Genomic DNA, 22,718 nt, shown 5'->3' with positions numbered 1-22,718 from the left:
AAGAACAAAATAATTACTAGCCAATCTTACTATCCGGAGTACTAAATTTTATAGAAAATGTTTTCCTTATAAGATCCTTCAAGCAAATTACTCGAACAGTATTTTTATATACCGCTCCATCCTCACTTTCTATATCAGAAATAATCCATTCAAAGTCGTTTTTTGTGGATTTCTTGACATCTCCAAAGCAAGTATAACTGTCATGTATTTTACATTCATTTTTCAACCCAACATCCCAAGCCACAATATAATCAACTACAGCCAATGCATGATTGAAAGGACCGGAATTGTTAAAATCATACTTATATTCAACAGTAACGACATTGGACTCTTTTAAGGGAGAGGAAATTGACTCATCTACAATACCCAAGCTATCGATTCCCTGCGTGGAAAATGTAACGATTTTCTTCCAATAATCAACATACGGCGAATTAGGCGGCAGCATATTTGCCAATGTCGCATAAAGAACCCCAACCAAATACTCCTCACCCGGCAAAGGAGATAGAAATAAATGTTCTTTTCCCGTAGTATTAATTCTAAATCTTTCTCTTTTTTTCAACCGATTCCGAGCCGTCTCCAATATTTCCATTTGCTCATTTAATTTATTTTCCGTACTTTCCTTCTTAAGTCGAGAAATTAGCTCGCTAAATACACTGTCAGTTTTCTTCTGCACATCAAGAAATTTTTTAAACTCCTTTAAAAATTCAGGGTCAGTAAGAGTGTCGAATGCTTTTTTACTAAGTGAATTCCTATTAGTAACCAAATCAAATTCACCATCAATTATGATGCAAAAATGACTAGAGCTTTCCGCATCAGCAAGGACACCGTAATCATCAATATTTTCAAGCAACTCTAGATATTTACAGATTTTTATACCGTTTACGGATATAAATAAACCGCGCTGATCACCAAGACGTACACCTGATCTAGTTTTTCCTTTTCGATCAAGATTTTGATACTCTTCATGGGCGCGTCGATTTCCATCAATTGCAAGTATCAACGAATATGTTTTCCCACCAACTTGAATTGCTTTAGCTGCCCGACTAAAAAAACGACCATCACGCAAACGAGACACTGCAGCTGGCGACTTTGCATCTTCAACATTAGGCTTTTCCAAATACGGGAATCCGTGAGGAATTATTAATCTCTTTTTATTTGAAAAACAGCTTAATTCAGCCTCACCAATTTTGCTTGCAATTTGTGTAATTTGATTTTGAGTAAATCCATGCAATTTATCAAGTCGACGTACGTCACCATGTCGAGTAAAAAATCGAATATAATTAAAAACATATGACTCTTCGATGTTTTTATTTAACGTAAAATACTTTGCATAATTTTCAGTATCGAGCCCATCAATAAAAACCAAGGTTCCGGTCTTAAAATCTGAAGCATAATCAACCAAATCCGTAATTGCCGCATCTGTATCACTAGATGGATCAGGCAAAAAATTTCTAATTATCGTTTCAAGATCCTGCTCATTCTTATGGGGTGAGATATCGAAACTTACATCCAAATTACTTCTTGGGTTGTCAATTATTTTAAAAATCCATTCCGATTTTGCTGATGTTTTTGTGGCAACAAGTATTCTTGAGCATGCAAAACATAATTTGGTCCCCTGGCACTTATAACCAATTGCACTTCCTTTTTTCTTTGTTGATCTTCCTATTGAGAAAAAAGCTTCCCACGGTGTTATCCCGTTAATTTTTTTTGTCGTAGATAAACCACTTCCATCATCAAGAAAAGCGAATCCTCTTTCCGTATTCAGCGGCGCATAATAAATTTTATTACAATTTGCATCATATGAATTTGATACCAGTTCACGCAATACTTCACATGGATCATGTCTATTAACAGACAACTCACCCAACACATGTTTAAACTCAATTTGTGGCTTCAAAATATTCACCCATTACGAAATATTTAAAATAATGTACTTTATTCAATTTACTATACTTATCCAACAACCACTTAAATTAACTTGAAATTCCCCATGAATATCAATTCTTTCTATAAAGCTTTTACTACTCTTTGACAAGCAGATTCACTTGCTCCCCTTGCGCCGCGCTTCCCATTCGCGGCGCAGCAAGCCATACAGCGCCGAATCGCTGACCTGGCCTCCGACGATCCAGCGTTCGGGCAGAAAACCTTCCTTGTTGAAACCCTGGCGTTCCAGGGCGCTGGCCGAACCGGCGTTGTGCGGGTCGATATCGGCTTCCAGGCGGTTCAGGTCGCGCTCGATGAAGGCGAATTCCAGCAGCGCCGACAGCGCTTCGTGCATATAACCCTTGCCCCAGTACGGGCGGCCCAGCGCGTAGCCGATCTCGGCGCGGCGATTCTGGCGGTGCTCGGAAAACAGGCTGCAGCTGCCCAGGTATTCGCCCGTCGCCTTCAGCTCGACGGCGAAACGGAAGAATTCCTCTTTCTCGAAAGCGGCGATGTCCTCGGCAATCTGGCGCGTGGCGCGGCCCGTGTCTTCCCATGGCGGTTCGCTGAAATAACGCATCACTTCGGGATCGGAATGCATGGCGAACTGCGCCGCCTCATCCGATGGTTGCGGCTTGCGCAGGATCAATCGTTCAGTGGTGATGGTCTTGCTGTAGGTCATGGCTCTCCAGTCTGGCGGCAAACGGACGAAGGCTTATTATTCCATGCAACTATAACGATGTGGCAATTTTGTACGCCTGCTTTTAATGTAGTATGGCAATATTTCCACCATATCATTGATGCAACTTCATGATTCGCCCATATACGCAGTAGCCGACGCGGCCAACACCGAAGCCAACCATGCCCTTCCCTAGAATCGCCCTCACCATGCCGGTCACCCTCATCGCACTGGCCATCTGGCTGGGCTTGAGCCTGGGCGGCCGCTGGCTGGAAGCGGCCGGCTACGCCTTGCCGGGCGCCGCCGTCACCGGCCGTATCGGCCTGTCGTGGGCGCTGGCCGCCCTGTTCGCGCTGGCGCTGCTGCTGGCCTCAAGCCGGCGCCGCGCGGCGGGCCTGTGCGCGCCGCAGCCATGGAAAACGCTGTGGCTCGTCTCGCCGCCCCTGCTGTATGCGCTGCTGATGCTGTTGCTGGCCTGGGCCGGCGGCTGGCCGCAGCCGCGCGTGCTGCTGATCGTCGCTTGCAATGCGGCGCTGGTGGCCGTCTCGGAAGAGCTGATGTTCCGCGCCATCTTGCTGCAAGGCATGCTGGAGCGCTACGCCGTCTGGCCCGCCGTCCTGATGTCCTCGGCACTGTTCGGCCTGGCCCATACGGCCAACGGCCTGGCCACGGGCGACGTCAGCGGCGCCCTGTGGCAAGCCGTGGCCGCCACCCTGCAAGGCGTCGGCTACGCGGCCATCCGCCTGCGCACCCGCTCCATCTGGCCCATGGTGCTCGTGCATGGCTTGTGGGACTACGCGCTGGTGACGGCCACCTTGCCCAACCCGGCCGAAGACGGCGCGTCTATCCTGCCGTATATCGCCCTGCTGGCCGTGCTGCCCCTGTGCCTGTACGGCGTCTACCTGCTGCGCCCCAGCCAGCGCGCCGTCCTGTCGCAAGCGCAACTATAATATTGCGACACAATTTTCCATCCACTTGCCGAGGAAGCTGCATGGCGTTTTTTTCACGTGATTACGAAGTATTCCTGCTGCTGGCCGCGCCCGCTGCGGCGCCGCTGTGGGATGCGGCGCAATGGATGCCGTTCGCCGCCAGCCTCGATGGCCTCATGGCGCAGGCAAGCGCGAGGGGCAAGCCCGGCGTGCGCAGCCATCAATACAATCCCAAGGGCAAGCCGATTTCCTTTGGCCGCCTGGACTGGGACGACAAGTCGCACGCGAAGTGGACGCATACGCCGGAAACACGCGACGCCCGCTTCATGAGCCTGGAAGCGTGGGCGCCCACCTGGACCATTTGCGAAAAGGGCGACCAGGCGCCCGATGTGTTCCTCGCCCTGGCCAACGAATCGCTGCTGGGACGAGCAGACAAACCCTTGCAATTTGGCCAGCGCCTGGTGTGCGCCATCGCCACGGACATGGGGCCGGAAGCGGCCGCCGCCTTGCGGCACGCCTTGACGCAGCTGGCGGCGCAGCAAGACGCCGTCGTCTTCGCCCACACGCAACGCCAGTGGGGTAGCGCCTCGCCATACGGCGGCTTCACGGACGCCATCCAGGATATGCTGATCGGCGGCCTGTTCCAGCAAGACGACCCGCATGCGCAGCCGCTCGATGCGGCCACGTTCCGCGAGCCATGGACGCGCCTGGGCAATTGACAGCGCCCGCCATTCCATGGCATCGTTCAGTCATGCAATCGCCATTCCCGCCCCTGCCATCGATTATTGCCGCCATTCCAACGATGGTGGCTTAGCAGAACTGTGATTGCCAAAGCCGCCCGGGAGGCGGCTTTGATTTGCAACAATAGATCAAGACGTCTCGCAGGCATTATTTCTTTCTAGCGAGCGACCATGTCCCCTACCTCCAGCACCACCGCCTCCCCCACCCTGCACCTCGTGTGCGGCAAGATTGCCTCGGGCAAATCCACCCTGACCGCCCGCCTTGCGCAGGCGCCGCACACCGTGCGCATCAGCGAAGACAGCTTGCTGGCGCAGCTGTATCCGGGCCAGATCGCCAGCCTGGCCGACTACGCGGCTTGCGCGGCGCGGCTGCGCGCGGCCATCGCCCCCTTGTGCCTGCAGATGCTGCAGGCGGACGTGTCCGTCGTCCTCGATTTCCCCGCGAATACGCCAGCCAGCCGCGCCTGGATGCGCGACCTGTTCCAGCAGGCGGGCACGCCGCACGTGCTGCATTACCTCGACGTGACGGATGAGGAATGCAAGGCGCGCTTGCACCAGCGCAATGCCAGCGGGCTGCACCCGTTTTCCACCAGCGACGCGCAATTTGATGACATCACGCGCCACTTCGTGCCGCCCCAGGCATCGGAAGGTTTTGAAATCGTGCGGATTGCCGCTTAAAACGTCCCCGGCAGCAGGATTTTCTTGTCCACCTGCTGCAGGTCGCGCAAGCCGCAAAACGCCATCGTCAAGTCCAGTTCATTGCGGATGATGTCCAGGCATTTGGTGACGCCCGGCCCGCCCATGGCGCCCAGGCCGTACAGGAACGGGCGGCCGATGTACACGCCTTTCGCGCCCAGCGCCACGGCCTTGATCACGTCCTGGCCCGAGCGGATGCCGCCGTCCATGTGCACTTCGATCTGGCTGCCGACGGCGTCGACGATGGCGGGCAAGGCTTCGATCGACGATTGCGCGCCGTCGAGCTGGCGTCCGCCGTGGTTCGAGACGATCAGCGCGTCGGCGCCGCTTTCCACGGCCAGGCGCGCGTCTTCCGGGTCCATGATGCCCTTGATGATGAGCTTGCCGCCCCAGCGCTGCTTGATCCATTCCACGTCCGCCCACGACAGGCTCAGGTCGAACTGCTGCTGCGTCCAGGCCGACAGGGACGACATGTCCGACACGGACGTGGCGTGGCCGACGATGTTGCCGAAGCCGCGCCGTTTCGTGCCCAGCATGCCCGCCACCCAGCGCGGCTTGGTGGCCATGTTGAGGATGTTGGGGATGGTGAGTTTCGGCGGCGCCGACAGGCCGTTGCGCAAGTCCTTGTGGCGCTGGCCCAGCACCTGCAAGTCCAGCGTCAATACCAGCGCGCCGCACTTGGCCGCCTTGGCGCGGTCGATCAGGCGGTTGATGAATTCGCGGTCTTTCATCACGTACAGCTGGAACCAGAACGGTTTCGTCGTGTTCGCCGCCACGTCCTCGATCGAGCAGATGCTCATGGTCGACAGGGTGAACGGCACGCCGAATTGCTCGGCCGCCTGGGCCGCGAGGATTTCGCCATCCGCATGCTGCATGCCCGTCAAGCCCGTGGGCGACAGGGCCACCGGCATCGACACGTGCTGGCCCACCATGGTCGAAGCCAGGCTGCGGTTTTCCAGGTTGACGGCCACGCGCTGGCGGAACTTGATCTTGGCGAAATCGCTGTTGTTGGCGCGGTACGTCGATTCCGTCCAGGAACCGGAATCGGCGTAGTCGTAAAACATGCGCGGCACCCGTTTCTGGGCCAGCACGCGCAAGTCTTCGATGCAGGTGATGATACTCATGCGTTTCCTCGGTCGATGGCAAGTCAAGCCATGATCGTGCATTTGCCGGCAATTGTCTATCCGGCAGGCAATGCCATCGGACGTGGCGCCACGCTTACCAGCCGCGCGCGCCGAGGATCTTCTCGCCCAGCGCTGTCAGCTGCGCCTGCGGATAGCGCAGCTGTTCCTTTTCCTCGGGGTCGCCGGGAAACGCATAGCCTTGCGGCGCGCTGCGCTCGCGCCAGCTTTGCACGCGCCAGTCGCGCAAGGCTTGATTGTCTTCCTGGGCTGGCGTGAAGGAAATGTATTGCGCCAGGCGCACCTGGTCCGTCGATGTGTTCGGGCGGATGCCGTGCGCCAGCAGGCTGTTAAAGATCAACAACTCCCCTTTCTTCATGGCGATGAATTCCATCGGATACGGCACCGTCGCCAGATCCGGCTGCCACGGGTTGCGCTCTTGCGGCACGGTCTTGCGCCACGCCAGCAAGTTGTTGAACAATTCCGGATAGCATTGAAAGCCGCCGCTGTCGGGCGAAGTGTCGGACAGGGCCAGCACGCCCTGCACGTTGACGGGCAGCGGGTCGAGCGTGGTGTCGGCATCCCAGTGGATGAAGCCGCCGAACTTGCGCTTGCCATTGTTCGGCGTGTTCAGGTTGGCGCGGTCGATGGTCACCCACAGATCCTGACGGTCCCAGATGTCGACAAAGGAGTCGTACACGCGCTGGGTCTGGCGGTTATCCCACAGGGTCTGGTTGTGATAGGCCTCGACCATGCCGGAACCGTTGAGCTCTTTCATCGCGTGGTCGCGCAACTGGCCGTGGTTCCAGGTGGAGGGGTCGTGCTGGTCGAGTCCTTGGAATTCCCACAGGAAATCGGTCGTGCGGCGCACCTGTTCCGGCGTCACGGCATCCTTGACGATGACGTAACCGTAGGTTTGCCAGTGCAGGAAATCGCTGTCGGACAGCACGCGCAAGGGCAACTGTTTTTGTATGTCGCGCAACTGGGTTTGTTCCGTGTAAGCCACGGATGGATTGCCGGGACGGTCTTCGCCGTACTGATATCGGTTTTGCATCGCTGTCTCCTGTGTTGGTGTGGACAGATTGTGCTCCGGCAGTGCCGCGTAAAATGCGTGCACAGCAACCAAAACTGATACTATCCTGACCACCACCCTCCTTAAAACGTCACAATGACGCCTTTATTTGAACAAGTCACGATTCCGACGGGCCACTCCTGGGGCTTGCTGTGGCGCGAACTCGATGCGATTCCCTTCCTCTGGCATTACCACCCGCAATTCGAGCTGACCTTGACGGTCAATGCGCAGGGGCAACGCTACATCGGCGACCACCTGGGCGATTTCGAGCCGGGCGACCTGGTGCTGCTGGGGCCGAATTTACCGCACACATGGTCGGCCAGCGAACGCATCGACGGCACGCAGCCCATGCTGGCCGTCGTCGTATGGTTTTCCCTCGAATGGGTGGAACAGCTGGCGGCCTGTTTTCCGGAGTTGCACGGCGTGCGGCAACTGGCGCGCCGCGCCGGCCCTGCCCTGCATTTTTCGCCGGCAACGAGCGCGCGCAGCGCAGAGAAACTGCTGCAATTGAATGCGCTGCCCGTGCCGCAGCGCCTGCCGCTGTTGCTCGACGTGCTGCTGGACCTGGCTGGCGATGGCGGTGCGCAGCCGCTGGCCTCGGAAGCGCTGGCGCCGGTGCATGCCGATGGCCAGCAAAAGCGCATGGAAATCGTGTTTGACTACATGCACGCGCATTTCCGGGAAGAGCTTGCACTGGAAACGCTGGCGCAGCGGGCGGCCCTGTCGCTGGGCGCCTTTCACCGCTGTTTCAAGCGCCACGCGCATTGCACGCCCGGCGAATACCTGGCGCGGCTGCGTATCGGCCGCGCCTGCCAACAGCTGATCGAAAGTAATCTCGCCATCGCCGTCATCGCGCAAGAGGCTGGCTACCGCAACCTCGCGCATTTCAACCGCCAGTTCCGCGCCGCCAGGCAGGTGACGCCGCGCGCGTTTCGCCTGCAATACCGGCGTGGCGCCACTGGCGCAGCATAAATCCATTCAGAAACGAAAAAGGGGATCAGATTTTACAATCTGACCCCCGATATTCTGGTGCGGCTGGCAGGAATTGAACCCACGACCCCTTGGTTCGTAGCCAAGTACTCTATCCAGCTGAGCTACAGCCGCCTAAGACAAGATTATAGCAGGGCTTTGCAGAATGGCAAAGCCGTGGCGGCGATATTTCACAATTGGCGGCCACTCCTGTCTTGCGGCGGCACACGCACGCCGCACTCTTGCTCATTTCATCACATTTCTTTCCAGACTGCGGCGCGAAACCGACAGCTTTGTTACTTGTTGCTCATTATTAATGCATCCAAGAAAAATAAATTGCAATTCATGGAAAACTTTGAGAATGTTTACTAGCAGTAATTTTAATAAAAATACTAAGGGGATACCATGAAGAAGAACTTGCACAAATTATTGCCTCTGGCTGCCGCCTGTGCCGCCACCCTCATGCTGGCCGCGTGCGGCGGCGGCAGCAGCACCCCCGCCGACCCGGTCGCACCCGTTGCGCCCATCCCTCCTGTCGTGCCCGTTGCACCGCCGCCAGCCACGACGCTCAGCGGCACCGCCGCCGTCGGCGCGCCCGTCGCGGGCAGCGTGATTGCCATCGATAGCAAGGGCAAAGTTTCCGTGGCCGTCAGTACCGGCGCCGGCGGGGCATACACGCTCGACGTGGGCGGCATGACGGCGCCCTTTCTCCTCAGCATCACCGGCACGGCCGGCGGCAAGCAAGTAACCATGAATTCCATCGCCACGGCAGCGGGACAAACCGTCAATATCACGCCGCTGACCGACCTGATCGTTTCCACGGCGTCGGGCCAGCCCGGCGGCGCCGCCCTGGCAAGCGTTTGCGCGCCCGTCGCCAATGCCGTCCCGGCCGCCTGCACCGCGGCGCTGGCCAATGCCGCGACCCAGCAACGGCTCGATGCGGCCATCGCCGCAGTCGTCGCCATGATCAAACCGATTAACACCAGCAACACCAATCCGCTGACGGGCGCCTTTGTTGCCAACGGCACGGGGATGGATGCCGTGCTGGACCAGATTCTCGTCGCGCCCGCGGAAGCGCAAGGCGCCATGGCGACGGTCACCCTGATTGCCACCAACAGCACGCTGGGCAGCGTGACCTTGCCTGCCGCCGCCGGCGGCGCCGCCACCATCCCCGCAGCGACGCCGCCATCGGATGCCGACTTGCTCAAGGCAAACGCCGCGGCCAGCGTCTTGCCGGAAATCCGCGCCTGCATGGCCTCGCTCAGCGCCCTGTACCCGAAGACGGGCTTCGTCGCGCCGTCGACGGCGGCCGTGTCGCCGTTCATCGACAGCGCCTTCAATATGGGGACGGGTGTGGGCCAGGCGGAAATCGTGTCGGCCCTGACCAGCACGGACCAGGCCGCCCATGCCGGGCTGACGATCGAAGCGCTGGGCTTGGCCAGCGTCAACATGCAACCGTTGAGCACGGATGAAATCGCCACGCTGACGTCGTCGAGCAGCACTTCGACATCGCGCGTCGCCGACTTCATCAACAATCGCCTGGGCGCCGGGGCGACGGCCATCGGCTTCACCGCAGGCAAGCCGAGCAGCGCATGGGTACAGTTGCGCATAGGAACAGATGCGGGCATGCTCAACTGGAAGCTGGTCAAGACGAGCGATACCAGCGCCTGCGCCGGCGGCTGGAAGCTGGCCGGCAGCGGCCACCTGGACATGCACATGAATGCGCGCATCCAGCGCAGCCTCGACGGTGCGGGCGCGGCCACCTTTGCGCGCGAATGGGCCGCGCACGTCGAGCTCGACACCGTGCTGCAGGACAATCCGGCCATCAACAAGATCGACGTGCGGGGACCGGGCCTGACGACATTCGGCGACTTCCAGATACCGGGCACGGCCGGCAGCAAATTGCAGCTGATCCTGCCAGCCACGGGCTACACCCACATGCGGATTGCCGACAGCAATGGCGCTGCCAGCGCCTTCTACAATAACGCGGAAGCGATCCAGAGCTGCCAGGACCTGGCCAGCTTGCCCGCCGGCACGCCGGGCCTGGGCGCCGGCACGGCCTGCATCGACGAGACGAAAGTGGCGCCTGGCAAGGTGTATGTCTGGACCCTGAAGACAGCGAACGGCCCCGTCAGCGCCTTCCCGTTCCAGATCAATGCCGTGCCCCTGTCGAAAGCGTTTGCGCGGGCAAACCAGGCCAGCCTGTTCGCCACGATCACCAGCATCACGCCGGCGAAACTGTCGTCCATCCCGGCCGCCACCCTGCTCGATGGCGCGGTGACCTTCAATTACACGCAGTCCGCCACCTACGGATCGAAAATGGACAATTGCGGCCTGTACCTGTTCAATGGCGCCACGCCCGTGCTGAACGCGGAACAAAATGCTGTTGGGCAAGAAACCGCGTGCACCTTCACGACTTCGGGATTGAATAGCCTGGCGTCGAATGTGGCGGACCCGGCGCAATCGGGCAGCTCGCTGTTCAAGTTCACCGGCCCCGTGACGAATGGCGGGCTGTGGGTGACCACCATCGTCCTGGGCAACCAGGCGTCCTCGGGCCAGCCGTATCCGAATTGATGGGATATTGGCGCAACTGCGGCAGGCCGCGCCATCGGCGGCCCGCTGCAATTGCGCCGGACGAAAAAAAACCCGGAAAGCGAACTTTCCGGGTTTTTCTTTACTGCAAATACTGGTGCGGCTGGCAGGAATTGAACCCACGACCCCTTGGTTCGTAGCCAAGTACTCTATCCAGCTGAGCTACAGCCGCAAACTCTGACACACTTCGCCGGACGGCGCGAAGCTTGAAACTTTCATCAGCACGGGAAAACCCGATGCTGGCAATACTGGTGCGGCTGGCAGGAATTGAACCCACGACCCCTTGGTTCGTAGCCAAGTACTCTATCCAGCTGAGCTACAGCCGCAAAACTTCTACAACATTCCATTAACAACATGGAGGTGAAACTTGTTACAACAAAACCAGGCAAAGTCTGATTTTCAGTATTCTGGTGCGGCTGGCAGGAATTGAACCCACGACCCCTTGGTTCGTAGCCAAGTACTCTATCCAGCTGAGCTACAGCCGCGCAGGCAAACATTATAGCGTATTCATTTCGCTTTGAAAAGTTCGATTTTTCAATCGCTTAGCTGATTTTGCAGAATACCGCCCCGCATGATCGACTACCTTTTCACTGCTAAAAAGCTGACGCCTTTTTATCGATGGACACTTCTGCTTTCACAGGAGCTTCCAGCGAATCGAGAAGTTGCTGTCTCGAAAGAAGCGGGATTATAGGGACTGCTTTCCAGCCTGTCCAGTGCTATCTGCAGGCAACGCGCAAGCGTGCGGTGGCGCTGCGCCGCTTGGGGCTACAATACCAGCCAGACAGGGGCGCTTGTGCCTCCCCTCATTCATGGCGCGGGCATTGACCATCATGACCCATTTAACTGAGCTTAGCGGCGGCGGCCCGGCGGGGCAAGAGCCCGTGCGGCAGACTCACTGTTGCAGGATTTCCGATGGCCAAGCCTGACCGCACGCAAGATCTGCTGCCCCCATCAGCGCCGCTGAGCCTCTCCGGCGAGCGCCTGGCAAACTTAATGGAAAGCATCACCGATGGCTTTTGCCTGCTCGACCGCGACTGGACCATCCGCTATATCAATACGCGCGGCGCCGACATGCTCGCACCGCAGCGTCCGCCCGGCGCCAGCCTGGCAGGCAGCAGCCTGTGGCAAGCCTGCCCCTCCCTGCAGGGGACGGAACTGGAAGTGCAATACCGGCGCGCCATGGCGCAGCAGCACAGCAGCAGCTTTGAACTGCTGTACCGGCCGCTGGGGCGCTGGCTGGAAGTGCGCATCTTCCCTTCCAGCGATGGCTTGACCACGTACATCCAGGACATCAGCCAGCGCAAGGAGGCCGAGGAAAGCTTGCGCCACAGCGAGGAAGACTTGCGCGCGCTGGCCAATTCCATCCCGCAACTGGCCTGGATCGCCAGCTTCGACGGCACCATTGCCTGGTACAACCAGCGCTGGCACGACTACACGGGCACCAGCGCCGAACAGATGGCGGGCGACGGCTGGAGCATCGCCTATCACGCGCAGCATTTGCCGCCCATGCTGCACGCGTGGAAGGCCGCCTTGCGCGACGGCACGCCCTTCGAAATGGAATTTCCCATCCGCGGCGCCGACGGCCAGTACCGCTGGTTCCTGACGCGCGCCAATCCCGTGCGCGACCGGGGCGGCCAGCTGCTGCGCTGGTTTGGCACGAGCACCGACGTCGACCAGGTCAAGCGCGCGCAGGAAGCCTTGCGCGATGAAACGCGCGTGCTCGAATTGCTCAACAATACAGGGGCGGCCCTGGCCGGCACCCTCGACTTGCCCGCCCTGCTGCAGGAAACCGTCGATGCGGCCACGCGCATCAGCGGCGCGCGCTTCGGCGCCTTCTATTATGACGATGCGGGCGAGATCCCCGACAGCGCCGCGCCCCTGCCCTCGGCGCGCGCCGTCAACGGCATCAGCCTGCGCCAGGCCGAAGCCATCGCCACCGAACTGCGCCAGGGGCCGGCCATGCGCCAGAACGACTTGCTGGCCGCGCCCGATGCCAGCGCCGACGGCGCGCCGCCGCTGCGCAGCTGCCTGAGCCTGCCCGTCAGCTCCCGCTCGGGCCTGTTGCTGGGGCGCTTGCTGCTCGGCCATCCGCAAGCGGGCATGTTCAGCGCGCGCAGCGAACGCATCGTCTCGGCCATCGCGGCCCAGGCCGCCGTCGCGCTCGACAATACGCGCCTGTACGCGGCCGCCACGCGCGCCGCCGAAGAGCGCAAGGTACTGCTCGACAGCGAACGCGAGGCGCGCGCCGAAGCCGAGCGCACGAACCAGCTGAAAGACGATTTTCTCGCCACCCTGTCGCATGAACTGCGCACCCCCCTGTCGGCCATCCTCGGCTGGGCCCAGGTGCTGCGGCGCGGCACGCGCGACCAGGCCGACCTGCACCGCGGCCTGCAAAGCATCGAACGCAATGCGCGCGCGCAGGCGCAGCTGATCGAGGACTTGCTCGACATGAGCCGCATCACTTCCGACAAGGTATTGCTCGACCTGCAAACCCTGGCGCCCGCCAGCATCATCGCCTCGGCCATCGAAACCCTGCGCCCGGCGGCCGACGCCAAGCACATCGCCATCCACTGCAACATCGCCAGCGATGCGGGCACCATCACGGGCGACCCCAGCCGTATCCAGCAAGTGATCTGGAACCTGCTGTCGAATGCGCTGAAGTTCACGCCGCAAGGGGGGCGGGTCGATATCGGCGTGCGCCGCGAGACGTCGCGCCTGTCCATCACGGTGGCCGACAACGGCGTCGGCATCAAGAAGGATTTCCTGCCGCACGTGTTCGACCGCTTCCGCCAGGCCGATGCCTCCACCACGCGCCGGCACGGCGGCCTGGGGCTGGGATTGGCGATCGTCAAGCACCTGGTGGAGCAGCATGGCGGCACGGTCACCGTCAGCAGCGCCGGCGACATGCAGGGCGCCAGCTTTACCGTGCGCCTGCCGCTGGGCACGCCGGCCGCCGCGCGCCAGGCGGGCAGCGCCCTACCCTCCAGCCATGACTTGCGCGGCGTCAAGGTGCTGCTGGTCGATGACGACGCCGATGCGCGCGAACTGACGGAACGCATCTTGCGCGACAACAATGCCGAAGTGCACGGCGCCGGCGGCGTGGCGCAAGCGCTGCAACTGCTGGAGCAGGTGCGCCCGGATGTGCTGGTCAGCGACATCGGCATGCCCGAGGCCGACGGTTTCGACTTGCTGGCGCAAGTGCGCGCGCACGCCGCCCCGGAGTTGGCCCGGCTGCCCGCGCTGGCGCTGACGGCGTTTGCGCAACCGCAAGATCGCCAGCGGGCGCTCGACAGCGGCTTCCAGGCCTGGATCTCGAAGCCGCTCGACCCGGCCGGACTGGTGGCGGCCGTGGCGCAGCTGGCCGCTGCGCGCCCGGGACGGGAGCGCAAAACACCATCTTAAAAAGATGATGCAAAGAAATAAATAGTGCAGTACAAAATGACTATTTTCATGGGTCAGCCTTCCTACTTTCAGACGCGGCACTGTCCTACAAGCAACTAAGCTGAAGTTTGCTACACTGAAATGCAGAAGCACACCTGCACGGCAGGCTGGAAGCGGCGACCTTGGCCGGGGAGAACGGCAGAAGCGAGTTCATGCGCAGTTGTGCGCCCTATCTTGTTGCAAGGCGCTACTATCTTTTCCACCGCCGTCAGCCCATCATCTGCGGTAGAAGCCAGCGTTGCATAGACCGTATAACCGAGACCTTACATGCCCAGCCAAGATGAGATTTTGAAAGCCAAAATTTTGGTCGTCGACGATTCACCCGACAATGTCGACCTGATGCTGGAAATCCTGCGCGATGCCGGCTATACCAACGTCACGGCCACCATGCGTCCGGCACAGGTTTGCCCCCTGCACCAGGAGCATTGCTACGACCTGATCTTGCTCGACCTGCAAATGCCGGAACTCAATGGTTTCCAGGTCATGAAAGGCTTGAAAGAAATCGAACATGGCGGCTACCTGCCCGTGCTGGCCCTCACGGCGCAACCGAGTTTCAAGATCGCCGCCCTGGAAGCGGGCGCGCGCGACTTCATCAGCAAGCCCTTCGACCTGATGGAAGTGCACAAGCGCATCCACAACATGCTGGAAGTGCGCCTGCTGTACAAGGAACTGGCGCAATACAGCAAGCAGCAGCAGGAACTGGCGCTGCACGATCCGCTGACGGGCTTGCCGAACCGGCGCCTGCTGGAAGACCGCATCGAGCATACGCTGCAGCAATCGGCCCGCAGCCGCGGCAAGTCGGCCATCCTGTACCTGGACCTGGACGGCTTCAAGGCCATCAACGACAGTTACGGCCACGGCTATGGCGACGAAATCCTGAAAATGGTGGCGGCCCGCCTGGTGGGCGCGTCGCGCAAGGAAGACACGGTAGCGCGCATCGGCGGCGATGAATTCGTCATCGTGCTGGGCAACCTGGCCGGCAAGGGCGACGCGCGCGAACCGGCCGCCAAGCTGATCGAAGTCATTTCCGAGCCGTATTTCATCAACGACCTGACCCTGCGCCTGTCGACCAGCATCGGCATCGCCATCTACCCGGACGACGCCAGCACCGTCGAATCCCTGCTCGGCGCGGCGGACACGGCCCTGTATGAAGCCAAGCGCGCCGGCAAGAACCGCTTTTGCTGCACGCCGCACGAAGTGATCGCGGCGCAGGTCAACATGCAGAAAAGCAGCATTCCATCGATCGCCTGACGGTGACGCGGCACGGCGCGTAAAAAAACCGGCAAGCCTCGCGGCCAGCCGGTTTTTTCATGTCCAGCAGGCTTTATTTCTTGCCAGCCGTCACTTCATGCTGGCCCGCATGCTGGTGGTCCGTTTGCGCATTGACGGTGTCGGGCGACACTTCGATGCGCGTGATGCCCGCATCGACGGAGATCGGGTCGCTGGCGGGGAAGGTCATTTCCACGGCGTCGTCGAGCAATTCTTCCTTGGCCCGCTCTTCGCCGCTCATGCCCTCTTCATCGGCCAGGATGGCCAGCGCGCTGGCCCATTTGACGAAGTTGAGGTTGGACAATTCGCGCACGGTGGTCACGCCAAACGCCTGCTGCAAGGCCTTGGCGTCTTTTGCGCTGACGCCGCGCAGGGCGCTGATGGGCGCATTGACGATGTCGCGGAAGCTTTTGTCGAGGTATTCCTTGTCGACGATGGTATCGATATTCATGGCATGTCCTTTCGTTTCGGTAAGCGGGCCAGTGCTGCATGGGGGAGGCATGGCCCTACTATGGCAGCGTAGCGCGCCCCGGTATGTGCGCAGCCGTACGTAACGACGGGAACGGCGACGGCTGGCGCAAACGATAATATTGTCTATCACATAAAAATAATGGAAGGAGATTAAAATTGCCGAAAAGACAGAAATTTTTCATCCATGCGCCCCGCGATGAAATCCTCATGTATGATCCACAACTTGAATTTGGTCCTCACCTTTCACCATTCACGGGGCGCTATGTCCGCACAAACAGATCCGAACAAGGAAGCGTCCCAGGCCGATGCGGAACGCGCCGCCGACCTCAGCGAATTGCTCGGCCATGTCAACACCAGCTGGGACAATGAACGGCGCGCCCTGTCGCGCCAGCTGCACGACAGCCTCGGTTCCTCGCTGACGGCGCTCACCATGCACCTGTCGCTGCTGACGCAAAAGATGCCGCAGGAAGCCGCCTTGCTCGACCGCGCGGCGACGATGAAGCAATTGCTGCTGAATGTGATCGAGACCAACCGTCAGATGCAGATGAAGCTGTGGAACGACAAGCTCGAGTTTCTCGGCGTAAATGTCGCGCTGGGCGAGCTGGCCGCGCAATTTGCCGAACAGCACAAGATCACCGTGCGCTGCAGCCTGCCCGAAGATGAATTGATTTGCCCGCGCAACGTGGGCGTGGCCCTGCTGCGCACCCTGGAAGAAGCGCTCGGCAACATCGCCGCGCACGCCCACGCCACGCAGGTGGACATCATCATCGACGACAATGACGAGGCGCTGATGATGACGGTCAAGGATAACGGCAGCGGCTTGCCAGCCAACGAGCCCGTCGAAATGAGCAAGCACGGCCTGCGCTCCGTGCGCGAGCGCGTGCATTACCTGGGCGGCACCCTGAGCCTGACGGCCAATCCGCAAGGCGGCACGGCCCTGACCGTCGTCTTGCCGCGCATTACGCCAAAAGAATAATTTCCCGCAGCGGGCGCCCTGCCCGCCTCAACGGGGCAGCGGCATGCCCTCTTCCGGCAACAGCAGTTGCGCCCCCAGCACATCGCGGCGCGCGCCATGCCCGGCCAGGCTGGTGCGATCGCCTTCCAGCACCTGCAAGAAATGTCCAACACGCAACACATCCGTCAATTGCGCCGCCAGAGCGGCATCGGCCGGGGAACCCTGCTGCCGCCATCCCAGCGCCAGCAGGGTTTGCCAAATGTCGGGCAATGCCGTGCGCCAGCCGGCCGAGGCGAGAAAGACGCCGGCCGGCTGCTCCAGCGCTGCACTGGCCCGCGCCAGCAAGTCCTCGCGCGCCAGCTCGCCGGGCAAGCCATCAAGCTCGGCACACCACAGGGGAAACGTGGCCAACGGCGCCGGCAACGCGTCCAGGCCGCTGATGAAGCGGGACTTGCCATAGCCATCCGTGCGGAAACGCACGACCTGCCGCAGGCTTTCCCCGGCTTCCCCCCTGGCCCTGCAGGCCAGCAGCAGCTGGTAAAAATCGAGCTGCTCCGGGTCCAGGCCCAGGCTTTTCAAGCTGATGTAGCGGTCGTCGAACTGGCCCGGCCTGGCGGCGCCGCGCGGCTGCGTGGAAGTATCGTGCATGATTGTCCTTGGCGTGATGGTGGTGACGGTCGGCATCTTTCCCGAGTATAAAGTGTTTGCCGTGTGCAGCCCAGCATCGGCTACACTGGGCAGGCGCGCCGCAGGCGTGCCCCGGTGACCGCTAACATCGCAACGACAGGAGATGGCATGCAACGACTCGCAACGACCTTGCTGGCAGCGCTGCTGGCCATGGGCGCCGCCCAGGCCGCCGACAATACCGTGCCGCCGCCGGAAACCGTGGACAAGCTGGCCTGGCTGGCCGGCTGCTGGAACGTCGACGGCGCCGAACCCGGTTCCGGCGAACAATGGAGCACGGCCGCCGGCGGCACCATCCTCGGCACCAGCCGCACCGTCAAGGGCGGCAAGACGACGGCCTTTGAATTCGTGCAGATCCGCCTCACGGAACCGGGCCAGCTGGCCTACATCGTGCAGCCGTCGGGACAGCCGCCCGTCATCTTCAACCTGCTGCGCCAGGACAAGCCGAATGAATTCATCTTCGCCAACCTGGACAATGACTTTCCGAGCCGCATCATCTACCGCCGCGACAGCGAGCGCATCTTGCATGCCAGCATCGTCGGCACCTTGAAGGGCAAATTCACCACCATCGACTTTCCCATGACGCGGGGCCGTTGCGAAGCGGCGCCTGTCGCGCGCGGCAAATAAAAAGGGGCCGCAAGGCCCCTTGTTTGATCCGGCGCAAACCGTTTACTACAGCGCGATCAGTGCAGCTTGACTTGCGGCGTGCTGCGCTTGATCAGGAAGCGGCCCATGGCCATGACGGCCGTGCGCACGCTGCCCAGCACGGCATTGTGGTGCATCAGGTGCAGGCTCACATACATCATGCGCGCAACAAAGCCTTCGACGAACCAGCTCAGGCCCTTCAGCGAACCCATCAGGGTACCGACGGAGGTGGTGCGGCCGAAGGACACGAGCGAACCGTAGTCCAGGTATTCGTACGGCTTGGTTTGCGGCGGCTTGCCCTTCGCTTGCAGCAGGAACGTTTTCAGCAGGTAATCGGCTTGCTGGTGGGCAGCCTGGGCGCGCGGCGGCACCAGCTTGCCATCCGGCCCCATGCAGGCGGCGCAGTCGCCCAGCGCAAAGATATTCGCATGGCCCTGCACGTTGAGCATGCCCGTCACTTCCAGCTGGCCGGCGCGGTTGGTCGGCAAGCCCAGGGTGGACAGGAATTCCGGCGCGCGGATGCCGGCGGCCCACACGCAGATGTCGGCCGCATAGCTGGTGCCGCTGGCCACCGTCACCTTGTCGGCTTCGATGGTGGTGACGCGCGTATCGGTCACCACGGTGATGCCGTGCTGGTGCAGCAATTTTGAAGCGGCGATGGAAACGCGCTCGGGCAGCGGCGCCAGGATGCGCGGCGCCCCTTCCAGCAGGGTGATGCGCACATCCTTGATGGCGTTGAGATTCTGGAAACCATACGCGGCATACACGCCGCTCGCTTCGCGCAATTCGGCCGCCAGTTCCACGCCCGTGGCGCCGCCGCCGATGATGACGATGTCGACGCCGGGATGGCCCGCGTCGCCCTGGCGCTGCTCGGCCATGGCCAGCAGTTTCAGCAGGGTCAGCCGGAAACGTTCGGCGTCTTCCGTGGCATTCAGGGAAATCGTGTTTTCTTGGGCGCCGGGCACGCCGAAGTAATTCGAGGTGCTGCCCACGGCCAGCACCAGCTGGTCGTAGCTGACAGTGCGCTGCGGCAAGAGCTGCTCATCCTTGTCCGTGGCGATGGCGCCCACGGTAAGGCTGTTCGACGCGGCGTCGAGTGCGATCAGGGGGCCATAGACATAGGTAAAACCATTGTCATGCGCCAACATCTGATACGACAGGCCCTCTTGATGAATGTCCAGGGTGCCGGCCGCCACTTCATGCAGCGATGGCTTCCAGATGTGGTACAGGCGGCTGTCGACCAGGGTGACCTGGCCGGCGCCGAGCTTGCGGCTGAGTTTGCAGGCCAGCTCCAGGCCGCCTGCACCTCCCCCTACGATAACGATTTTACTATGCAAAGATCCTCCTGCTTGTTAATCCCTGTGCCCGTTGCCATTGCCATTGCCGTGACCGTTGCCATGGCCCTTGCCTGGCTTGTCATCATGCTTGTCGCGCTTGCCTTCATGTTTATCGCGCTTGTCATCATGCTTATCATAGTGGCCACGATCACGGTCATGGTCCCGGTAGTCGGGACGGCCATGGTCGCCATGCTGCTGGCGGTAACGGGGCACATATTGGTTGTTATACCAACTATCTTGGACGAAATATACCTCTTGGTTACAGGCATTATACTTGCGGCAGTGCTTGGACCAGTGTTTCGCATGGCCGGGCGGCACGCGCAAATAGATGGGGGGCGCCGAATAGTATTGCGGGCGCTGCACGATGACGGGCTGGGCATAGATCAATTGCGGCGCGGGATAGTCGCCTATGTCGATGCGTCCGTAAAAGCCCGGCTGGCCGACGGTGACGGAGACGCCCACCTGGGCGACGGCAGCGGTAGCGGCCGACAGCAAGACGGCGGCAAGAATCAGGGTTTTCATGGGGACACTCCTTTTATCAGTTATGCCGCAATTGTAGACCTTGTGCAACCAACTGTTTGTTCGCAAGGACACATAAGGATTGCCGTGGCAATCTCACCACAGCTTGCCTAAAGGCACGACCACGCCGCTGAACAGCGACCAGTCCGGCGACGCCGCCGTCAAGCCGCGCGCCATGCCGATATCGATGGCCAGCCGCGGCGTGGGACTGTAGGTGGCGGCCAGCAAGAGCTGCGCCGTGGCCGGCGCGCCGCGCAAGCGCGTGCCCGACACTTCCGCCGTGGCGCCCCAGCGCTCGCTGACGGGTGTGGAAAAGGAGGTCGCCCAGCCCGTTTGCACCCTGCCGGTATGCGGGTCGGCTGCGCCCAGGCGCGTGGCGTTCAGGTTGGCGTCCATGTGCACGGCGCCGAGGTCGCGGCTGAAAATGCCGTTCAGCGACACGTCGCTCTTGCCGCTGCCGATGCTGTCCTTGGCCGTGGGCAACTTCCAGCCCAGTTCCAGGCCCAGCGCCGTCGCGCTGTCGAACAAAAAGGCGCGCTTGAGCACGACCGTCGTGTCGCCCACGCCCGTTTCGCGGCGCCCCGTGTCGTCGCGCGCGCGCACGAAGCCCTCGCCTTCGAGCAACACGCCCCATTCCGGGCTGAACGCCAGTTTGAACGTGTACGGCAGGCTGGCGCGGCGCGTGTCGTCCGTTTTCGACAGCAGGCCGCCCGCCTCGAATTCCAGCTGGCCCGGCACGGGCAGCTGGGCGGGACTGGCCACGGAAGGCCGGTACGGCAGCACGGGATCGCCCTCCTGCGCCTGCGCCAGCGGCGGCAGGGAGAGCAATAACACGGAGAAACACAACAGCGGCAGGGAAGGAGACGGCATGGGAAACCCGGAAGTGGCAAACGCGCAATAACGACAGCCTACCACCGCCGCGCCGATTGCGCCCGGACCCGCCCCATTTCAGGCCAGGCGCCGCACGCCCTGCCTGGCGGCCGGCACCGGCCGGCGCAGCGGCGTGACATTGCTGGACGCCGGCACGGCCATCTGTTGCGCCTGTGCATGCAGGCGGAACACGCCCACCAGTTCCGTCAGGGTCTGCGCCTGATCCTGCAGCGATTCGGCGGCGGCGGCCGCCTCTTCCACCAGGGCCGCGTTTTGCTGCGTCACCTGATCCATCTGCAGCACGGCCTGGTTGACTTGCTCGATGCCGGCGCTTTGCTCGGCGCTGGCGGCCGTGATTTCCTGCATGATGTCGGCCACCTGGCGCACGCTGGTGACCACTTCATCCATCGTCTTGCCCGCGTCATGCACGAGTCTGGAGCCGATTTCCACCTGCTCGACGGAGTCGCCGATCAGAATCTTGATTTCCTTGGCGGCACTGGCCGAGCGTTGCGCCAGGTTGCGCACTTCGGATGCGACGACGGCAAATCCGCGCCCCTCCTCGCCCGCCCTGGCCGCTTCCACGGCCGCGTTCAAGGCCAGGATGTTCGTCTGGAAGGCGATGCTGTCGATGACGCTGATGATGTCGACGATCTTGCGCGACGAAGCATTGATCGATTCCATCGTCTGCACCACCTGCCCCACCACGGCGCCGCCCTTGCCCGCCACGTCGGACGCGGCGCCGGCCAGCGCATTGGCCTGGCGCGCATTGTCCGCATTCTGCCGCACGGCCGACGTCAGCTCTTCCATCGACGACGCCGTTTCTTCCAGCGAACTGGCCTGCTCTTCCGTGCGGGACGACAAGTCGAGGTTACCCTGGGCAATTTCGCCCGAGGCCGTGTTGATGGTGTCCGTGCCCGAGCGCACCTGGCTGACGATGCCCACCAGCTTGTCACGCATGGTTTTCATGGCAAACAGCAGGCTGGCGCTGTCGTGGCTGGCCGTGCGGATATCGACGGTGAGGTCGCCCTCGGCGATGGCGCCGGCGATCTTGACGGCATACCCCGGTTCGCCACCGAGCTGGCGCGTCAGTCCGCGCGTGATCAGCGCCCCCAGCGCCAGGCCTGCCGCCACGCTGCCCAGCACCAGCGCGATCATGAAGCTGCGGCTGGCCTGATACACGCCGGACGCCTGCTCGGAAGCAGCCTTGGCGCGCTCTTCCTTCTGCTGCGACAGCTTGTCCAGCACGCCGTCGAGTTCATCGGCATGCTGGCGCGTCTTGTTGAGCAGCTCGGTCAGTTGCGCGCTGCGCTGGGCCAGCGGCTCGGCCGCGGCCAGGGTCAGCGCCTGCTGCATGGTGGCGATATATTCCGCTTCGACGGCGGCGAAGCGGGCAAACAGTTCCTTGGCGGCCGGCGTGACGAACAGCGGTTCCGCCTTGGCCAAATAGCTTTTATTCAACTCGAGGAATTTGGCGATATCGGCCTGGCGCGTGGCGCGCTCCTCGGCGGTCGTGGCCAGCAAGAAATTGCTGCGCGCGCGGCCCACCTTGATCAAGGCGATGTTGGCTTCCTTGATGTACGACAAGCCCAACAGTTCATGGTTGTACATCTGCCCCGCCATGGTATCGATCTTGCCCATGTTGAAGATGCCGATGCCGGCCACGATGGCCCCCATCAGCGCGACGCAAAAGAATGCCGCCAGCAAGCGCGTTCCCACCTTCATCCGGTTCAACATGATTTCTCCCATAGACTGGCCGATACTCGATGCAACTGGAGCGTACTGGCTTGAATATAAAGAAAAAACACG

19 protein-coding genes and 4 tRNA genes are annotated in these 22,718 nt (G+C 60.9%); 9 read left to right on the top strand and 14 right to left on the bottom strand.

Annotation, left to right across the window (positions count from 1 at the left end; translation table 11 throughout):
* Positions 1–16: 16 nt before the first annotated feature.
* Both NCG91_RS00685 and NCG91_RS00680 read right to left on the bottom strand, forming a co-directional pair.
* Positions 17–1,897 carry an ATP-binding protein gene (locus NCG91_RS00685; RefSeq protein ID WP_251348163.1) on the bottom strand — a complete coding sequence of 627 codons (1,881 nt, stop codon included), beginning with the start codon at positions 1,895–1,897 and terminating at the stop codon, positions 17–19.
* Between the two features lie 144 nt (positions 1,898–2,041).
* Positions 2,042–2,605, bottom strand: a complete 564-nt coding sequence (locus NCG91_RS00680; RefSeq protein ID WP_251348162.1) for a GNAT family N-acetyltransferase — start codon at positions 2,603–2,605, stop codon at positions 2,042–2,044.
* A 179-nt stretch (positions 2,606–2,784) separates the two neighbouring features.
* On the opposite strand from NCG91_RS00680, the gene NCG91_RS00675 reads away from it, so the two are divergent.
* The 3 genes from NCG91_RS00675 to NCG91_RS00665 all read left to right on the top strand — a co-directional run bounded on the left by NCG91_RS00675 (position 2,785) and on the right by NCG91_RS00665 (position 4,949).
* The gene (locus NCG91_RS00675) at positions 2,785–3,552 is read left to right on the top strand and encodes a CPBP family intramembrane glutamic endopeptidase (protein ID WP_251348161.1); all 768 of its coding nucleotides are present in this window, start codon (positions 2,785–2,787) and stop codon (positions 3,550–3,552) included.
* Between the two features lie 41 nt (positions 3,553–3,593).
* A complete protein-coding gene (locus NCG91_RS00670) occupies positions 3,594–4,250 on the top strand; it encodes a hypothetical protein (RefSeq protein WP_251348160.1) in 657 nt (218 codons plus the stop codon).
* A gap of 192 nt (positions 4,251–4,442) precedes the next feature.
* Positions 4,443–4,949, top strand: a complete 507-nt coding sequence (locus NCG91_RS00665) for a P-loop nucleotide/nucleoside kinase family protein (RefSeq protein ID WP_251348159.1) — start codon at positions 4,443–4,445, stop codon at positions 4,947–4,949.
* Here NCG91_RS00665 and NCG91_RS00660 read toward each other — a convergent pair.
* Together NCG91_RS00660 and NCG91_RS00655 are read right to left on the bottom strand one after the other, a co-directional pair.
* Positions 4,946–6,091, bottom strand: coding sequence for an alpha-hydroxy acid oxidase (locus NCG91_RS00660; protein WP_251348158.1), 1,146 nt, complete (start codon positions 6,089–6,091; stop codon positions 4,946–4,948). The two genes, NCG91_RS00665 and NCG91_RS00660, sit on opposite strands and share 4 nt — an antisense overlap.
* Before the next feature lie 94 nt (positions 6,092–6,185).
* The gene (locus NCG91_RS00655; RefSeq protein WP_251348157.1) at positions 6,186–7,142 is read right to left on the bottom strand and encodes a phytanoyl-CoA dioxygenase family protein; all 957 of its coding nucleotides are present in this window, start codon (positions 7,140–7,142) and stop codon (positions 6,186–6,188) included.
* A gap of 114 nt (positions 7,143–7,256) precedes the next feature.
* Here NCG91_RS00655 and NCG91_RS00650 point away from each other — a divergent pair, with 114 nt between their 5' ends.
* Positions 7,257–8,132 carry a helix-turn-helix domain-containing protein gene (locus tag NCG91_RS00650; protein WP_251348156.1) on the top strand — a complete coding sequence of 292 codons (876 nt, stop codon included), beginning with the start codon at positions 7,257–7,259 and terminating at the stop codon, positions 8,130–8,132.
* Positions 8,133–8,187: 55 nt separating this feature from the next.
* Here the strand turns inward: NCG91_RS00650 and NCG91_RS00645 are convergent.
* Positions 8,188–8,264 (bottom strand) — tRNA-Arg (locus NCG91_RS00645).
* Positions 8,265–8,534: 270 nt separating this feature from the next.
* On the opposite strand from NCG91_RS00645, the gene NCG91_RS00640 reads away from it, so the two are divergent.
* A complete protein-coding gene (locus NCG91_RS00640) occupies positions 8,535–10,703 on the top strand; it encodes a hypothetical protein (protein WP_251348155.1) in 2,169 nt (722 codons plus the stop codon).
* A 113-nt stretch (positions 10,704–10,816) separates the two neighbouring features.
* Here the strand turns inward: NCG91_RS00640 and NCG91_RS00635 are convergent.
* The 3 genes from NCG91_RS00635 to NCG91_RS00625 all read right to left on the bottom strand — a co-directional run bounded on the left by NCG91_RS00635 (position 10,817) and on the right by NCG91_RS00625 (position 11,206).
* A tRNA-Arg gene (locus NCG91_RS00635) sits at positions 10,817–10,893 on the bottom strand.
* Positions 10,894–10,970: 77 nt separating this feature from the next.
* Positions 10,971–11,047, bottom strand: a tRNA-Arg gene (locus tag NCG91_RS00630).
* Positions 11,048–11,129: 82 nt separating this feature from the next.
* Positions 11,130–11,206: transfer RNA gene (locus NCG91_RS00625), tRNA-Arg, on the bottom strand.
* A 427-nt stretch (positions 11,207–11,633) separates the two neighbouring features.
* Here NCG91_RS00625 and NCG91_RS00620 point away from each other — a divergent pair.
* Both NCG91_RS00620 and NCG91_RS00615 read left to right on the top strand, forming a co-directional pair.
* Positions 11,634–14,123, top strand: coding sequence for a hybrid sensor histidine kinase/response regulator (locus NCG91_RS00620; protein ID WP_251348154.1), 2,490 nt, complete (start codon positions 11,634–11,636; stop codon positions 14,121–14,123).
* Between the two features lie 306 nt (positions 14,124–14,429).
* Complete coding sequence (locus NCG91_RS00615) at positions 14,430–15,413, top strand: GGDEF domain-containing response regulator (RefSeq protein ID WP_251348153.1); 984 nt, start codon at positions 14,430–14,432, stop codon at positions 15,411–15,413.
* A 73-nt stretch (positions 15,414–15,486) separates the two neighbouring features.
* Here NCG91_RS00615 and NCG91_RS00610 read toward each other — a convergent pair whose 3' ends face one another.
* Positions 15,487–15,882 carry a hypothetical protein gene (locus NCG91_RS00610; protein ID WP_077406391.1) on the bottom strand — a complete coding sequence of 132 codons (396 nt, stop codon included), beginning with the start codon at positions 15,880–15,882 and terminating at the stop codon, positions 15,487–15,489.
* A 282-nt stretch (positions 15,883–16,164) separates the two neighbouring features.
* On the opposite strand from NCG91_RS00610, the gene NCG91_RS00605 reads away from it, so the two are divergent.
* Positions 16,165–16,878, top strand: a complete 714-nt coding sequence (locus NCG91_RS00605) for a sensor histidine kinase (protein WP_099667356.1) — start codon at positions 16,165–16,167, stop codon at positions 16,876–16,878.
* 27 nt (positions 16,879–16,905) lie between these two features.
* Here NCG91_RS00605 and NCG91_RS00600 read toward each other — a convergent pair whose 3' ends face one another.
* On the bottom strand, positions 16,906–17,505 hold the full coding sequence (locus NCG91_RS00600; RefSeq protein WP_251348152.1) for a hypothetical protein: 600 nt from the start codon (positions 17,503–17,505) through the stop codon (positions 16,906–16,908).
* A 147-nt stretch (positions 17,506–17,652) separates the two neighbouring features.
* Here NCG91_RS00600 and NCG91_RS00595 point away from each other — a divergent pair, with 147 nt between their 5' ends.
* Positions 17,653–18,168, top strand: a complete 516-nt coding sequence (locus tag NCG91_RS00595) for a DUF6265 family protein (RefSeq protein WP_251348151.1) — start codon at positions 17,653–17,655, stop codon at positions 18,166–18,168.
* A 56-nt stretch (positions 18,169–18,224) separates the two neighbouring features.
* Here the strand turns inward: NCG91_RS00595 and NCG91_RS00590 are convergent, their stop codons facing one another.
* The 4 genes from NCG91_RS00590 to NCG91_RS27940 form a co-directional block, all read right to left on the bottom strand.
* Entirely contained in the window at positions 18,225–19,523 is a 1,299-nt protein-coding gene (locus NCG91_RS00590) for an NAD(P)/FAD-dependent oxidoreductase (RefSeq protein ID WP_251348150.1), read from the bottom strand.
* Positions 19,524–19,538: 15 nt separating this feature from the next.
* A complete protein-coding gene (locus tag NCG91_RS00585; protein WP_251348149.1) occupies positions 19,539–20,045 on the bottom strand; it encodes a hypothetical protein in 507 nt (168 codons plus the stop codon).
* Between the two features lie 93 nt (positions 20,046–20,138).
* Entirely contained in the window at positions 20,139–20,912 is a 774-nt protein-coding gene (locus NCG91_RS00580; RefSeq protein WP_251348148.1) for a transporter, read from the bottom strand.
* Between the two features lie 78 nt (positions 20,913–20,990).
* A complete protein-coding gene (locus tag NCG91_RS27940; RefSeq protein ID WP_285816999.1) occupies positions 20,991–22,646 on the bottom strand; it encodes a methyl-accepting chemotaxis protein in 1,656 nt (551 codons plus the stop codon).
* Positions 22,647–22,718: the final 72 nt, after the last annotated feature.

The sequence above is a fragment of the Janthinobacterium kumbetense genome (genome assembly GCF_023703445.1).
GTDB lineage: Bacteria > Pseudomonadota > Gammaproteobacteria > Burkholderiales > Burkholderiaceae_D > Janthinobacterium > Janthinobacterium kumbetense.
The sequence above is the reverse complement of the archived record's forward strand: the minus strand, read 5'-3'. Positions and strand labels throughout refer to the sequence as shown.